This window comes from Hymenobacter terricola (assembly GCF_017921975.2).
Classification (GTDB): Bacteria; Bacteroidota; Bacteroidia; order Cytophagales; family Hymenobacteraceae; genus Hymenobacter; species Hymenobacter terricola.
The window spans coordinates 44,175-59,034 of the sequence record NZ_JAGEMO020000015.1 but is presented as its reverse complement, the minus strand read 5'-3'; the positions used below and the strand labels follow the sequence as shown (position 1 = coordinate 59,034).

At 64.5% G+C, this 14,860-nt stretch carries 11 protein-coding genes; 3 read left to right on the top strand and 8 right to left on the bottom strand.

Annotated elements, in window-relative coordinates; all coding sequences use genetic code 11:
- Positions 1–4: 4 nt before the first annotated feature.
- The 7 genes from J4G38_RS12055 to J4G38_RS12025 form a co-directional block, all read right to left on the bottom strand.
- The gene (locus tag J4G38_RS12055) at positions 5–937 is read right to left on the bottom strand and encodes a helix-turn-helix domain-containing protein (RefSeq protein ID WP_210521055.1); all 933 of its coding nucleotides are present in this window, start codon (positions 935–937) and stop codon (positions 5–7) included.
- A gap of 178 nt (positions 938–1,115) precedes the next feature.
- The gene (locus tag J4G38_RS12050) at positions 1,116–2,099 is read right to left on the bottom strand and encodes an aldo/keto reductase (RefSeq protein WP_210521054.1); all 984 of its coding nucleotides are present in this window, start codon (positions 2,097–2,099) and stop codon (positions 1,116–1,118) included.
- A 121-nt stretch (positions 2,100–2,220) separates the two neighbouring features.
- Entirely contained in the window at positions 2,221–3,264 is a 1,044-nt protein-coding gene (locus J4G38_RS12045; RefSeq protein WP_210521053.1) for an aldo/keto reductase, read from the bottom strand.
- Between the two features lie 134 nt (positions 3,265–3,398).
- On the bottom strand, positions 3,399–5,546 hold the full coding sequence (locus tag J4G38_RS12040; RefSeq protein WP_210521052.1) for an FUSC family protein: 2,148 nt from the start codon (positions 5,544–5,546) through the stop codon (positions 3,399–3,401).
- A 156-nt stretch (positions 5,547–5,702) separates the two neighbouring features.
- Positions 5,703–6,137, bottom strand: coding sequence for a response regulator (locus J4G38_RS12035; RefSeq protein ID WP_210521051.1), 435 nt, complete (start codon positions 6,135–6,137; stop codon positions 5,703–5,705).
- 45 nt (positions 6,138–6,182) lie between these two features.
- Positions 6,183–8,315, bottom strand: coding sequence for a PAS domain-containing protein (locus J4G38_RS12030; protein WP_210521050.1), 2,133 nt, complete (start codon positions 8,313–8,315; stop codon positions 6,183–6,185).
- Positions 8,316–8,612: 297 nt separating this feature from the next.
- The gene (locus tag J4G38_RS12025) at positions 8,613–9,566 is read right to left on the bottom strand and encodes a bestrophin family protein (RefSeq protein ID WP_210521049.1); all 954 of its coding nucleotides are present in this window, start codon (positions 9,564–9,566) and stop codon (positions 8,613–8,615) included.
- A 330-nt stretch (positions 9,567–9,896) separates the two neighbouring features.
- On the opposite strand from J4G38_RS12025, the gene J4G38_RS12020 reads away from it, so the two are divergent.
- Positions 9,897–11,630: a T9SS type B sorting domain-containing protein gene (locus tag J4G38_RS12020; RefSeq protein WP_210521048.1), complete on the top strand. Its 1,734-nt coding sequence runs from the start codon at positions 9,897–9,899 to the stop codon at positions 11,628–11,630.
- Positions 11,631–11,774: 144 nt separating this feature from the next.
- On the opposite strand, the gene J4G38_RS12015 is transcribed toward J4G38_RS12020, so the two are convergent.
- Positions 11,775–12,206, bottom strand: coding sequence for a RidA family protein (locus J4G38_RS12015; RefSeq protein WP_210521047.1), 432 nt, complete (start codon positions 12,204–12,206; stop codon positions 11,775–11,777).
- A gap of 169 nt (positions 12,207–12,375) precedes the next feature.
- Here J4G38_RS12015 and J4G38_RS12010 point away from each other — a divergent pair, with 169 nt between their 5' ends.
- Both J4G38_RS12010 and J4G38_RS12005 read left to right on the top strand, forming a co-directional pair.
- On the top strand, positions 12,376–13,188 hold the full coding sequence (locus J4G38_RS12010; RefSeq protein ID WP_210521046.1) for an energy transducer TonB: 813 nt from the start codon (positions 12,376–12,378) through the stop codon (positions 13,186–13,188).
- 100 nt (positions 13,189–13,288) lie between these two features.
- The gene (locus tag J4G38_RS12005; protein ID WP_210521045.1) at positions 13,289–14,788 is read left to right on the top strand and encodes a DNA integrity scanning protein DisA nucleotide-binding domain protein; all 1,500 of its coding nucleotides are present in this window, start codon (positions 13,289–13,291) and stop codon (positions 14,786–14,788) included.
- The last annotated feature ends 72 nt before the right edge of the window (positions 14,789–14,860 follow it).

Genomic DNA, 14,860 nt, shown 5'->3' with positions numbered 1-14,860 from the left:
GGCGCTAGTGTGCCGAAAACCGGAAGGCAGCCGGCGTCAGGCCGGTCTTGCTTTTGAAGAGCCGGGTGAAATACTGCGGATACTCAAACCCCAGCTGAAACGCCGTTTCGTTGATGGTGAGCGAGGTACTGAGCAGCAAGCCCTTGGCGCGTTCGATGAGGGCGTGGTGGATGTGCTGCTGCGTGTTTTGGCCGGTGAGGGTGCGCAGCATGTCGCTGAGGTAGGCGGGCGAAACGTGCAGGGCATCGGCGAAGTACTGCACGGTGGGCAGCGGCTTTTCTGCTTCTTGGGTGAAGTAGGCGGTGAGCAGGGTTTCGAAGCGGCTCAGCAGGTCGTGCTCGGCGGTGCGGCGGGTGAGGAACTGGCGGTGGTAGAAGCGGTTGGCGTAGTTGAGCAGCACTTCGAGCTGCGAAATCAGCACGTCCTGGCTGAAGGCGTCGATGGGCCGCTCGTACTCGCCCTGGATGCTCTGCATGAGGCCATTGAGCACGCTTTCTTCGCGGTCGGACAGGTGCAGGGCTTCGTGCACTTCGTAGGAGAAGAATCCATAGGTGGCGATTTTCTGGCCCAGCGGGTACTTGCGCAGCAGGTCCGGGTGAAACACCAGCAGCCAGCCGCTCACCTCGGAAGTATCCAGCGCTTCATCGACGGCAAAGACCTGGCCCGGCGCCAGAAAAAACAGCACCCCATCGCTGAAATCATAAGACTGGTGCCCATAGTAGAGGGGCCCTTTCAGGCCCCGTTTCAGGGCCACGGTGTAGAATTGCTGCACCACGGGGGTCGTCACCGGGGGCAGGTTCTGGTCGCGGGCCCAGCCGCAGGCCTCGGCCAGGTCGATAATCGTGAGCAGGGGATGCGCGGGCGCGGGCAGCCCGAAAAACCGCGTGTAGTCCGTCACGGTATTCAGCACGCGAAAATCCCTGGAGGTGTTTTTCATGAGTATGGTGACATTACACGGATAATATGGAACGTCATGCAGAGTGGAGTCGAAGCATCTCTACCGCCTTCGTTGCAACGATTGAATTACTTGCGCGGTAGAGATGCTTCGGCTGCGCTCAGCATGACGTTCTTTTACGCAGACTGACGTTCTGTTATTCTTTTCGGAGTCAAAAATCCTACACGTACGCCGCGCCGGCGGTGCTGCCCACGGGCATCATGGCTTCCAATTCGGCCAGCTCGGCCGGGCTTAGCTGGAAGCTGGCAGCGGCCACGTTTTCTTCCAGGTACTTGCGGCGCTTGGTGCCGGGAATGGCCACCACGCCCTGCGCCAGCACCCAGGCCAGCGCCAGCTGCGAGGCCGAGACGCCTTTGGCCGTGGCCAGGGCTTTTACTTTCTCCACCAAAGCCAGGTTTTTGGTGAAGTTTTCGCCCTGGTAGCGGGGCAGGTTGCGGCGAATGTCGGTGGCTTCGAAGTCCTCAAACTTCGTAATCTCGCCCGACAAAAAGCCCCGGCCCAGCGGCGAATAGCCCACGAAGCCGATGCCCATATCGCGCGTGGCCTGCAGCACGCCGTCCTCTTCCACGCCGCGGTCGAAGAGCGAATATTCGGTTTGCAGGGCCGTGATGGGGTGTACGGCGTGCGCGCGGCGAATGATGTCGGCCGAAACTTCGGACAGGCCGATGTAGCGGACTTTGCCTTCTTCCACCAGCCGGCTCATGGCGCCCACGGTGTCTTCAATCGGGGTGTTGGGGTCGAGGCGGTGCAGGTAGTAGAGGTCCACGTAGTCGGTGCCCAGGTTGCGCAGGGAGCGTTCGATGGCCTTGCGCACGTACTCGGGCTGGCCGTTCAAGCCCCAGGTCAGCGTCTCGTTGTCGTCGACTTCAAAGCCGAATTTGGTGGCGAGCAGGTACTTGTCGCGCTGGCCGGCAATGGCCTTGCCCACCAGCCGCTCGTTCAGCAGCGGGCCGTAGAGGTCGGCGGTGTCCAGCAGGTTCACGCCCAGCTCCCGGGCGCGGTGAATGGTGGCAATGCTTTCGGCCTCGTCGGCGGTGCCGTACACGTTCATGCCGGCCAGCGTGGTCATGCCCATGCAGCCCAGGCCTTCGACGGGTACTTCCAGGCCCTGGCTGCCCAGGGCTACTTTTTTGATGGTGCTCATGCTGTCTTTTTTAGAGAGATAAAGGGGTTGACTTTTGACCTCACAAAGGTCCCGCCGCGGCCCGGGGCCGGGGCTATACAAACCCACGCTTATGCAACACAAAACGCGGGGAGCGCCTCCCCTACCGCCAGCCCTGCACGTCGGCCCCGCCAAAAATGGGCCGCTTTATCATCGCCCACATCCGGTCGTAGAACGGGTCGGTGATGCTGGCATCGTCCAGCGTGCGCAGCTGCTCGGGGCTGAGGCGGATTTCCAGCGAGGCCAGGTTGTCGACCAGCTGCTCGGGCCGGCTGGCCCCCAGGATGAGCGAGCTGATGCCCGGCTGCGCGGCGGCCCAGGCCAGCGCCACCTGCGCCAGCGGCCGGTCCAGTTCCGCCGCCACCGGCCGCAGGGCGTCGAGCACGCGCCAGTTGTGGTCCGTGAATTTCATGTTGCCGAAGGGGTTGGGGCCGCTGAGCCGGCCTTCGCCGCTGGCCCCGGTGCCCTCGCGCTGGTACTTACCAGCTAGAAAACCCGCCGCCAGCGGGCTCCACGGCGTAATGCCCAGGCCCAAATCCAGCGCGGCGGGCACGTATTCGCTTTCGATGCGGCGCGCCACCAGGGAATATTCCAGCTGCAGGGCAATGGGGCCGGGCACGGCGTGCGCCGCCGCCAGCGTGGCCGCTTTGGCCACGTACCAGGCGGGAATGTTGGAGAAGCCGAAGTAGCGGATTTTGCCGGCCCGCACCAGGTCGCCGAGCGACTGCAGCACTTCCTCGGCGGGCGTGACGGTGTCCCAGGCGTGCATCCAGTACAGGTCGAGGTAGTCGGTTTTCAGCCGGCGCAGGGAGCCTTCGAGGGCGCGGTGCATGTTTTTGCGGCCGTTGCCGCCGGCATTGGGGTTGCCGGGGCTGGCGTTAAAGGTGAACTTGGTGGCCAGCACCAGCTTGTCGCGCAGGGCGCGGTCGGCAATGTAGCCGCCCACCAATTCTTCGCTGCGCCCGGCGGCGTACACGTCGGCGGTATCGACGAAGTTGCCGCCCGCGTCCACATACGTATTGAAAACGGCTTCGGAAACGTCATCGGGCGAGCCCCAGCGCGGGGTGCCAAACGTCATGGTGCCGAGGGCTTGGGGGCTGACCACGAGGCCGGAGCGGCCGAGGGTGCGAAAGTTGGTGAGACTCATGAAGGGTCGGGTTGATGGCGGTACTGAGCAGAACAATATTTGCCCTCAAAGGTCTGCTGCCGCTATTGGCACGGGCTACACAAACTGCGGTTTTTGCAACACAAACCGCTGGTGGCCGCCGGCCAGAACAGCTTTTACCCCACCAGCACCTCGGTCACCTTCCCGATATCGCCGCTCACCTTCTGCAAGAAAGTGAGCTGTTCCAGCAGCGATTTATCGTCGGCGATGACGGGCACGGCGGGTTCGGGCGGGCCCAGCTCCACGGCGGGCGGCGCAACGCTGGGCGCAATGCGGCACAGGCTTTTGTGGAGCGCGGCCACGGCGCTGGTGAGGGCGCGGCGGCTCTCGGGCGCGAAGGCGGGAACGGCGGGGGCGGCCTCGCGCAGGGTGCCCATGAGGGCGGCAATGTTGGAGGACAGAATGTGGTTCAGCACCACGAATTCGTGGGTTTCGATGGGGCGGTGCTGCTTGCTTTTGGGCTCGGTGAGCATGCGCTGGAAAGCCGCCGCGAGGTTGGCCTCGCTCACGTACACCTCTTTGCGCAGCAGGCGGTACTCGTTGGCCGGCAGGGGGCGGCCGGCCAGGCGGCTGGCCAGCTGGCGCAGGTAGGCCAGGTTGGCGCGCAGGGCGGCGGCCATGTAGTCGGTCAGCTGCTCGGATTCCCAGCTGGGAAACAGGAAATAGCCCGCCGAAAACGCAATGGCGCTGCCGATGAGCGTATCGGTAATTCGCTCCTCCACCACGCCCAGGTAGTTCAGGCCCAGAAAGCTGAACATGATGAGCAGATACGCCGTCAGAAAAACCACCGTGACCAAATACACGGTGCGCTGGAAGCTGTAGGCCAGCACCATGAACACCACCAGCACGCCAAACCGGGCATCGGGCCAGGGCACCAGCCACAGGATGGCTGCTCCCAGCGCCCCGCCCGCCAGCGTGCCGATGATGCGCTCGGTGTTGCGCTGCCGGGTGAGGCTGAAGCCGGGCTTGAGCATGATGGTCACCGTCATCAGAATCCAGTAGTTGTGCTGGCCGTGCCACAGGCCTTCGGCCACGCCAAAAGCCACGAGGCAGGCCAGCATCATGCGCATGGAGTGGCGGAAAACGCCCGATTTCAGGGTGAGGTTTTGGCTAAGGGCGTGCAGCTCAATCTCCTGGTGGGGCACGAACTGGGCGTACTCGGCGGCGCGGTTGGGGATGGGCGTATCGGCCAGGCTCTCGTCGAAATAGCGGCGGATGTTGTCGACGCGCCGGATGATGTCGCGCAGGTTGACCAGAATTTTCTTCAGTACCCGCGTGCTGCCTTCGGTGTCGGGGTCGGCATCGAGGGCGCTGATGCGGGCCTGCAGGCGGCCCCACTCGGCGGCCAGGTCGGGGCCGGAGCCCCCGTAGGCGCGGTTCGATTGAATGGCCACGCCCAGGTTGTCGAGCACGGCCGCAATGTGCCGGATGAGCGTGGCAATATCGGGCAGCACCCCGCTGGGGCCGAAGGCGGCGCGCACGGCCGAGTAGTCGTAGTAGCCGGCCGTGATGCGCTCGTACAGGTCCACGGTTTCGACGAAGGTGAGCACCAGGCGGCGGCCCGTGCTGGTGGTTTCGTTCACAATCTGGCGGGTGCGGAACAGGAAGTCGCGGGCGGCTTCCTGCTTTTCGCTCACCACCACTTGCTGCGCCACCAGCTGCCGGTAGTCGTCATCCAGGGCCGTTTCGGCGTTGTAAAACCGGGCTTTCAGCTCCAGAAACCGGGCCAGCGCGTGCACGCACTCGCCCAGGGCCTGCTGCGCCGGCCGGTAGGGCAGCACCTGGTAAGTGACCATGGCCAGGCCGGCGTACCACAGGCCGCCCAGCAGCAGCAGGCCCGCGTGCGGCAGCGCCTGGGCCAGCGTGGGCGGGTGCGCCAGCAGCAGCACCACGTTCAGCAGGCCCGCCGTGCCCACGGCGCCGGCCCGTGCGCCCCACACCAGCAGCATGGTCAGCAGGAAGCTCAGCGCCCCGATTTCCAGCCCCAGCAGCCACACGCTGGTGGCGGCCGCACTCGTGAGCAGGGCCGTGCCGAACACCAGCGCCAGCGCGGCCAGCATGCCGTTGCGCCGATGGGTGGCGGGGCCGGGCGTGTCGGTCACGCTCACGCACACGGCCCCGGTCGAGACGGCCAGCCCGAGGTCGAAGTGCCCCCACTGGGCCAGCAGCAGCGTGGGCAGCAGAATGGCCACCGTGGTGCGCACCCCATCCGAGAAGTGCTGCCCGGAAAAAAAGTAGTGGAGGCGACGCGTTGAGAGGTTCATGGGCAAGCGGGTGACGCGGCAAGTAACGCAAAAACCCGCGCGTCGTCACGCTTCAAGCAAACTCCCTTCGGAAGGCGTTCCCAATCAGCCAGTACCTTTTTCAGGTGCCCGAATAAATTCAGCCAGTGGCCCCGGGCCGGGCTTTTTACATCCGGGCTACTCTCCGTCAGCCGCGTCGGGCAGCTGGCGCTGGAAGTGCAGCGGCAGAATGGTGTTGATTTTTTCGGCCGTCAGCGGCTTGCTGGCCAGGCCGGCAATGGGCAGCTCGTTTAGGCGGGCCAGGTCGGCCGAATTCATGCTGGTGGTGAGCACCACGATGATGATGGCCTGCTGGTGGGCCCGGGGCAGGTGATGAAAAGCCTCCAAAAACTCAATGCCGTTGAGCACCGGCATGTTGATATCGAGCAGGATGAGGGCCGGGCAGGACGTGGTGGGCGCCACGCACTGGCTTTCCAGCAAGGTCAGGGCTTCGACGCCGTTGCGGGCCACCACGAACTGGTCCGTTACCTGCAGGTCGCGCAGCAGCGACTCGTTGAGAAAGTTCGTGGTGGCGTCATCATCAACGAGCAGCACGCTGGACAGTTTTTTCACGGAAGTTATTGAGGGAAGGAGGTCGCCGGCTAAAGCCCGTGCGGGCTAGGTAAGGTCGCCAGCGAGGAGTGGCAGCAGCACGGTGAAGGTGGAGCCGACGCCGGCCTGGCTGGCCACCAGCACGGAGCCCCCGGCATTCTCCACCATCTTTTTGACCATGTACAGGCCCACGCCCGAGCCCTCCACGTGGTCGTGCAGCCGCCGGAACAGCACGAAGAGGCTGGCCTGCTGGCTGGGCGTGAGGCCCAGGCCGTTGTCGCGCACTTCCAGCAGGGCGGTGGCGGGGTCCCAGTTCCGGCAGCTAATCCGTACCTGCGGCACGCGGCCGGGGTGGCGGTACTTGAGGGCGTTGCTGAGCAGGTTGTAGACCACCGAGCGCAGGTTTTTGGCCGATAGCGGCAGCGCGGGGGCGGCGGCGATGTCGGCCGTCAATTGAGCCTCTGTCGCGTGCATCAGGGGCGCCAGGTCCAGCTGCACGTCGGCCAGTACGGCGGCCAGGCTTTCGCCGCCGGCCGGCGGGGTTTCGTCCTGCTGCAGGCGGGAAATATCGGTGAGATGCCCGATGGTTTGCTGGAAGCGCGTCACCGCGTCCTGCATCATCGCCAGCAGGGGCTGCACGCTGGCCGTGACGGCGGGGTACTGGCGCAGGTCGCGGTGCAGGGCATCAAGCAGGCCTTCGATGTTGGCGATGGGCACCTTCAAATCGTGGCTGGCGGTGTACACGAAGGTGTCCAGGTCGGTGTTGGTGCGCGAAAGCTGCCGGTTGGAAGCGGCCAGCTCGTCGTTGCGGGCGGCCAGCTCTTCGTTCAGGGCCAGCACCTGCTGGCCCGCCAGCACCGCCTCCGTGATGTCGGTGACCAGGGTAAAACACCCCACCACCTGCCCGTTTTGCACATCGGGCACGTAGCTGGTGCGGATGTATCTGGTGAACTCGGCGCGGTAGGGCATCTCGGCTTCGAAATCCAGTCGCTCGCCGGCCAGGGCACGGTCCAGGTAGCCGCGCACGTTGGCGTAAGCTTTCTCCCCCACCACGTCCCACACCTGCCGGCCCAGCAAGGCCGCCGGGGGCTGGTTGAACCAGGCCTGGTAGGCGAGGTTGGCAAACTGGTACCGCCGCTCCTGGTCCACGTAGCCCACCAGCACCGGCAGCGCGTCGGTGATGAGCTGCAGCTGGCGCTGGCTGGCCTCGATGCGCAGGCGGGAGAGCACCTGCTCGGTTACTTCCGTGCCGCTGGCGATGAGGCCGATTATCTCGCCGTATGCATCGTGCAGGGCCTGAAACGCGAAGTTGACGTAGGCCTGCGCGGGCAGCCCGGTGTGCGCCCGGTCCAGCATCACGGGCGCTTCGGTCACCACAAAGGGCTCGCCGGTGGCCAGCACCTTGCCCAGAATTTGCTCGAAGCCCTGCCCCGCCGTGTCGGGCACGGCCTCGAAGTAGGGCCGGCCCAGCGTCTGGGCCGGCTCCCGGCCCCAGATGGCGCCCACGGCCGGGTTGGCCAGCTCCACCACCAAGCCGGGGCCGCGCAAAATGGCAATGGCCACCGGCGTTTGCTCAAATACCTCGTAGAGCAAGGCCCGTTGCAGCTCGGTTTCGGCCTGGGCGTGGCGCAGGTCGCGGGTGCGCTCAAACACGCGGGCTTCCAGCTCCTCGTTGAGCTGGCGCAGCTCCTGCTGGGTGCGGGCCAGCGTCTCATTACTGGCCAATATCTCCTCATTGGCCGCCCGCAGCCGGGCCTGGCTCGCCCGCAGGGCTTCTTCCACTTCGGAGCGGGGCTGCTCATTGGTGTCGGTGAAGCTCACGACCAGCAGCGGCCCGCTGCGCCGGGCCACAAAGTGGAAGTAGCCGTCGAGGCCGTCGTGCTGGTAGTTGATATGGTAGCGCTCCTGCTGCCCCGACCAAAAGGCCGCGCAATAAAAATCGAACACGCCCATGGCCCGCGCCGCCGGATAGAGCGTCAGGAACGATTCGGCGGGGTATTCCGGCAGCCCCAGCATCTGTTGCGCCGCCGGGTTGAGGCGCTCGTAGGCCAGGTCCACAATGTCTTCTTCGCCAGTTCCGGGCACGGGGCGAAACAGGATAATGCCCGTCAATGAAACGTCGAGCAGCGTGTGCAGCAGCGCCTCGGGCGTCGCCGCGTCGGCACCGGTAGATGAAAGCGGAACTTCAGAAGCAGACATGAAAAAAATCAGGGGTCGAAAAGGAGGGCGCTTGCGAAGATAAGGCATCACCGGCCACCGCCTGAAGACGCTTTTTTGGGGCGAGCCGTTCAGGCAGCCGCCAAGCCGCTGGCCCGGCGCGCAGTCGCGGCCCAGGGCCGGCGCCCGCTCCAAAAAACCGGCTATTGCGCGGGCGGCTGCTCTCCGCTTTGACACCAGGCGTTACTACCCGGAAAGCAGGGCACGATGCCAAGCGTAGCGGCCTTGCTTTGCTCAGGCAATTCCGGCGGCAGGGGTTCCCGTTTTCTGAGAAAGGGCCTAGTACAGCACGTCGTCCACGGCTTCGGCTTTGGGGGGCAGCTTGGTTTCGGCCAGCAGCTCGCGCAGGTCGATTTCGATGGTGCGGCAGATGGCCGTCATCGGCACGTCGTAAATGTCGTTTTCGAAGGGGTTTTCGCTGGTGTGGCCCACCACTTCAATGGTGTTGAACACCCAGCTCACCAGCACGGCGAAGGGAATCATGAGCCAGACGTGGCCGGGCCCCATTTTGTCGAATTCCTCGACCAGGCCCAGCGGCAGCACAGCGGCAAACACCCACACGAAAATGAAGCTGAAAAAGGCATACTGGCGCGGAAAAGGCGTATTCTTGATGCGCTCGCAGCCGCCCTGGGCGTTGAACATGTCCTGAATGGTGTCCATGAGGGCCACGTGGCGGAACTCGGTGAGCAGGCCGCGCTGGTGCAGCTCGCGCAGCTCGTTGCTCTGCTGGCGCAGCAAGTGGGTGGGCGGGTTGCTCAGCAGGCGCACGTCCACGTCCTCGGTGGGGTCGAGGAAGGGGGCCACGTCGGTGTCCCAAAGCTCGGCGGTTTGGCGGCGCAGGTGCAGGCGCAGGGCATTCACCCAGGCAATCTGGCGGTAGAGCAGGCGGCGGTGCAGGTGCAGCAGGTCTTCGGAATCGGGCAGGCGGTCGCCGGGCAGGGGCTCCACGAAGTGAAACGCCCGAATGGCCCACACCCGGCTGGTGTTCACGATGCTGCCCCACAGCTGGCGGCCCTCCCAGAACCGGTCGTAGCTGCCGTTGCTTTTGAAGCCGATGTAGAAGGCCACCGCCGTGCCCAGCGTAGCCACCGGCTGCCACGGAATATCCAGAAAATGCATGCGCAACGGCCCGTAGAGCACGCATATCAGAAAATCATAGAAAATAAAAATCACCAGCCCGCGCCAGGTCAGGCGGCGGATAACGGAGAAACGAAGATTATTGCGAACGTACATGCAAAGGGGAAAAGGTGAGGAGAAGACAGGGCCAGCGGTGTGCCCTATGCTGCGCGGGCCGTGGCCCGCTGGGTTCATTTTGCGGGCATTCTACCGGCTGGCGGGCCGCTGCTGGTGCCCGGCACCGAACCGGGGAATGACGGCTGGCAGCCACCAGACCGGCCCTGGCAGCGCGGGGAGGCAGATAAGCTGAACAAGCGCGCTTTGGCAAATAACGCCCATTTGGTGGTAGACATTGTGTTAGTTGGACCATTTATTGTGGGGGTAATCGTCTACATTTAGGCAGTTTTTCCACCCCCCCTCCCCTCTTTTTTCACCCCTCACCACCCGATGAGAACAAAAGTTACGCGCTTCGCTTTCCTGCTCGCTTTGCTGGGCCCGTGGGCCCTACAGCCCGCCCAGGCCCAAACCGTGTACGTGCCAGCCGCCGTCACGGGCTACACCGCCGATGTAATCGCCAACGGCGCCGGCACCGTGGCCAGCTCCACCACCGCCACCGTCGACCGGGGCATTCCCACGGTGCGGTGGTGCTTCGCCAACACCACGTTCGTGAACCCGGCCGGCATTAGCCCCACCCGCGCCCTGCCGGCCACGGGCTTCATCACCAGCATCAGCACGCCGGGCCTCACGTACCAAATGGCGCCGGCCTCCGGCAATAACTCGCTGCGCATTGATGGCGTCGGCACGGGCACCCTCACCCTCACCAACCCGCAGCCGTGCAGCGAGGTAATGGTGCTGGCCACCGAAGGCAACGGCAGCACGGCCCCCAAAACCTTCACCGTCACCTTCACCGACGGCACCACCCAGCTGTTTACCAACATTGTGGTGCCCGACTGGTTCGGGGGCACCATCACGCCGGCCATCATCGTGGGCAGCCGGGTGAGCTATGTGGATAACAGTGTGGATAACCAGTCCAACGACCCGCGCATCTACGAGGTGCGGCTGAGCCTGGCCGTGGCCAACTACAGCAAGTCGGTGCAGAGCGTCACCGTATCCAAAACGTCCACCGACCCGGTGCTGAACGTGATGGGCATCAGCCTGGGTTCGAACTGCCTGGGCGTGCCGGTGGGCGGCACGGCCGTGGCCAACCTCGCCAATGTGTGCCCCGGCAGCCCGGTGGTGCTGGATTTGAGCGGCGCCACGGTATCGGGCGGCATCACCTACCAGTGGCAGTCGTCGGCGGATGGCGGCACGACGTACACCAACATTGCGGGGGCAACCACGGTGCCGTACACCATCCGGCCCACGGCCACGGCCCAGTACCGGGCCGTGGTAACGTGCCGGGTACAATCCGGCAACTCCACCGCCGTGCCCGTGACCGTGCTGCCCAACGCGGCCGTGGTAACTTATTCCGTTCCGGGCATTCCGGTTACGTTCTGTCAGTCGGGCACTTTGCCGGTGCGCACGGCCACGCCGGCCGGGGGCCGCTTCAGCACCACCGCCGCCACCGGCCTGGCGCTGGATGCCACCACGGGCACCATCAACCTCGCGGCGTCAGCGCCGGGCACCTACACCGTCACCTACGCCGTGACCACGCCCTGCGCGGCCACGGCCAGCACTACGCTCACCATTTCGCCGCCGGCTCCTCCATTCAGCTACACCTGCCCGCCCTTCTATAAAGGCGGTCCCAATGCGACTCCGGCCATAACTTCAGCGGCGGGTGGGGTATTCACCGCCCCGGCGGGCCTTGCCGTGAATGCCGCCACGGGCGTGGTCGACCTGGCCGCCTCGGCGGTGGGCACCTATACCGTCACCTATGCCACGGCCAATGGCTGCACCACCACCGCCCCGTTTCAGGTGCTGGACAAGCTGATTTTCCCGAACGTCATCACCCCCAACGGCGACAACTACAACGACGTGCTGCGCCCGAAGCTGGCCAACGTGACGAACTACCACCTGCAGGTATTCAGCCGCTGGGGCCGCCGCGTGTACGACGGCCGCGACGCCGCTCAGGGCTGGACGGCCGCCGACAACAGCCCCGGCATGTACTACTACCAGATAGAGTACACCGACTGCGCCGGCGGCAACCAGAACTACAAAAACTGGGTCGAAGTGGTGAAATAGCGCCTTTTCTCTCAGGATTCAGCCCTGTGGCCCGGTTTGGGCCGCGGGGCTTTTTGCTGGTTTAAGTAGTCGTTCAAAAGTAAGCGGGTTGTTCGTTGTTAGCCAAGATGCTGAAGCTATCCAGGAAGCCTGACAGCTAACAACTTAATTTTCCCGACCGGCTTCGGGCAGGACCGCGATGCACTTCAGCTCGATGGCGATGGGCGTGGGCAGGCTGAGGATTTCGAGGGTGGTGCGGCAGGGCTGGGCTGTGGCAAAATACTCGGCGTAGAGCCGGTTGTACGCCGGAAAATCGTCCTTCATGTTGGTAAGAAAAACGGTGACGTCCACCAAATCGTCCCACTGCGCGCCGGCCTCCTCCAGAATGTAGCGCACGTTTTGGAACACGGCGTGGCACTGGCTTTCGAAGTCGTATTGCAGCACGTTGCCGTCCTCGTCGATTTGCACGCCGGGAATGCCGTTCTGGCCGCGCTGACGCGGGCCCACGCCGGACAGAAACAGCAGGTTGCCCACGCGGCGGGTGTAGGGATAGGCGCCCACGGGCTCGGGGGCGCGGGAGGTGGGGTGCTCGCTCATGGCAAAAAAGGGCTGGCGGTGAAAGTAAATGGCGACAAAGAACGTCAGCCCCTTTGATTACCGCAGGTACGGGCAAGGTTTTTTCGGCGCAGTGTGTTCTGGGTGCGTTCTTTGTAAGTGTAGTGCTTATTTTAATTCAATCCCTGTTCGCTATTCCATTCCATACCATATGAAATCCCCGCTGCTCCTGCTCCTCGTCTGCCTTAGCTTCTTCAGTTTCAGCGCCCGCGCCCAGAAGCGGAAGATGCCCCCCAAGCCCTCGGCCACGCAGGTGTACGACTCGGTGCAGCAGCCCGCCGTGCCACTGGGCGGCACCGAAAAGTATGCGCAGTTCCTGGCCGACCACCAGCGCTACCCCGCCACCGCCATGCAACAAGGCATTCAGGGCACCGTGAAGGTGAGCTTCGTGGTGGAAAAAACCGGGACCGTGAACGAGGTAAAAGTGGAAGCGCCGGTGGCGCCGGAACTGGATGCCGAAGCCATTCGCCTCATCAAAAGCGGCCCGCAGTGGACGCCCGCCAAGCACCGCAACCAGGTGGTGCGCCAGCGCGTGGTGGTGCCGGTGTCGTTCGTGATGTCGCCGGGTAGCGAAACGGTGGTGCTGCCGGGCAAGGAGCGGCCCATCACCACCTCGGCCGCCGACATTGCCGCTTCGGCCCACCCCGACCGGCCCGCCGTGGTGGCGCCCGACCGCCCCACTCAGCCCGTGGGCGGCACCCAGGTTTTCTTCGACTGGATTGAAAAAAACCAGCAATACCCCTTGCTGGCCCGCCAACGTAAGATTGAGGGCAAGGTCCTGGTCGAGTTCATGGTGCAAACCGATGGCCGCCTGACCGATGCCCGCGTGGTAAAAAAGCTGGGCTCTGGCCTCGACGACGAAGCCCTGCGCCTGATTAAGACGGCACCAAAGTGGGAGCCGGCCACGTTCCAGGGAAAGCCCATAAAGCAAAAGATGGTGTTGCCGGTTCTATTCCAATTGTAGCCTCGGAGCGGGACAGCGCGGCGGCGCGTTGCCCGGGCATCTGGCGGCTCGTTTTTCGTCCTTATCGTTCATCGCTGCGAAGCTTTTCGCATTCCCGCCCATGCCCACTTCCGTTCTCGCCCCCGGTCCTATCCTGCTCTGGCCCTACCAGGCGCGCTACCGCCTTGCGGCCCAGGCCCTGGCGAAAGAGTTGTTCGATGCCCTCGACGACGACCTGAAACCGTATGTGCTGCTGCTGGCCCTGCCCATCGACGCCAGCCTGCCCGCCCGCTGCCTCGAACCCGAAGAAAGCGGCTTGCCCTTCGAGCCTTTTTGCGACGCCGTGTCCCGCGGCCGCCTTATTCAGGAGGCCACGCCTCGTCCCTACATCGAGCGCGACGACGTGACGCCGGCCATGATTCGGCGCAAGCACGAGGGGCTGGGCGTGCGCGATGCCGTGCAGCAAACCCTGGATGAGCTGGATGAGCACGCCACCTACCAGCACTTTGCCGGCTGGCCGGTCATGATTCGCGGGTATTTCGTGGTCACGGTGCTGCGCCTGCAGCGCAAGCCGCTGCGCTCCTACCCTTCGCTGCGCCCCTTCCGCTTCTACACCGACGGCCGGCCCCTGGCCTCGTCGCTGCTGGTGGCGGCCATGTACCGCTTCAACGAAGAAGGCGTGAAAGCCCTGAGCGAGCCCGAGCCCGGCGCCAGCATCTTCGTGCGGCCCCGCGAAAGCGAGGAGCTGCTGCGCAGCGCCGGCAAAACGTTCCTGGACACGCCCGCCCAGGCCCTGGGCCTCGACCCGTCCATCACCAAGCTGTTTGCCACCTGCAACACCATCAGCAGCCTGCGCTACGAGGGCGCCGAGGGCGTGGGCAAACTGTTGCTGGCCCGCCGCGGCCACCCCAACCTGGAGGAAGTTTTTGCCCTCACCTGCCCCACCGAGCTCACCGACTACCGCGCCGTGCGCAAGCTGCTGGAGATGACCACGCCCGACGTGCACCTGCTCGCCGACGGCGAAAACGTGTACGCCCTGGGCCGCCAAATCGACCATTACGATGCCGAGCGAGAGGATTTGTTCGTCATCAGCTTCATCACGCACTACGCCTGGGAGTTGCAACACGCCAGCCACACGCTGCTGCGCTCGCACTACGGGCTGCCCGGCCTGCCGCGCACGCGCCTCAGCCGCACGGGCTTCCGCCGGGCCCTCAAGCGCACCTTCACCCTCACCGATACAGCCAAAGTAGAGCGACTCTGGGACGTGGTGCTCGAAGCCAGCCGCCAGAAGCACGGCACCATGCTGGTCATCACCACCGAGGCACTGGCCGAAGCCGACCGCCTTAAGCTGCAATGCACGCTCATTGAGCCCGTGCCGCTTACGCCGCTCATCACCCGCCTCGTCACCAGCATTGATGGGGCCGTGCTGCTCGACCCCGAGGGCTATTGCTATTCCATCGGCGTCATCCTCGACGGCCGCGCTTCCGGCCGGGGCGACAGCACCCGCGGCGCCCGCTACAATTCGGCCCTGCGCTACGTGGAAAGCTCGGCCTACCCCTGCATCGCCATTGTGGTGAGCGAAGACGGGCTAGTGGATGTGATTACGTCGGTGCAGGAGTAGTTGTTCCCATCTTCAACGTATTCATTTCAGAATTCTGGCTTAAATTCGGGCAGCTCCCAATACACCGACCAT

Bases quoted from the DNA above. Each gene is read 5' to 3' on its own strand.
- J4G38_RS12005 (WP_210521045.1), top strand. From the start codon at position 13,289: ATGCCCACTTCCGTTCTCGCCCCCGGTCCTATCCTGCTCTGGCCCTAC.
- J4G38_RS12020 (WP_210521048.1), top strand. From the start codon at position 9,897: ATGAGAACAAAAGTTACGCGCTTCGCTTTCCTGCTCGCTTTGCTGGGC.
- J4G38_RS12040 (WP_210521052.1), bottom strand. From the start codon at position 5,546: ATGAACCTCTCAACGCGTCGCCTCCACTACTTTTTTTCCGGGCAGCAC.
- J4G38_RS12055 (WP_210521055.1), bottom strand. From the start codon at position 937: ATGAAAAACACCTCCAGGGATTTTCGCGTGCTGAATACCGTGACGGAC.
- J4G38_RS12015 (WP_210521047.1), bottom strand. From the start codon at position 12,206: ATGAGCGAGCACCCCACCTCCCGCGCCCCCGAGCCCGTGGGCGCCTAT.
- J4G38_RS12050 (WP_210521054.1), bottom strand. From the start codon at position 2,099: ATGAGCACCATCAAAAAAGTAGCCCTGGGCAGCCAGGGCCTGGAAGTA.
- J4G38_RS12010 (WP_210521046.1), top strand. From the start codon at position 12,376: ATGAAATCCCCGCTGCTCCTGCTCCTCGTCTGCCTTAGCTTCTTCAGT.
- J4G38_RS12025 (WP_210521049.1), bottom strand. From the start codon at position 9,566: ATGTACGTTCGCAATAATCTTCGTTTCTCCGTTATCCGCCGCCTGACC.
- J4G38_RS12030 (WP_210521050.1), bottom strand. From the start codon at position 8,315: ATGTCTGCTTCTGAAGTTCCGCTTTCATCTACCGGTGCCGACGCGGCG.
- J4G38_RS12045 (WP_210521053.1), bottom strand. From the start codon at position 3,264: ATGAGTCTCACCAACTTTCGCACCCTCGGCCGCTCCGGCCTCGTGGTC.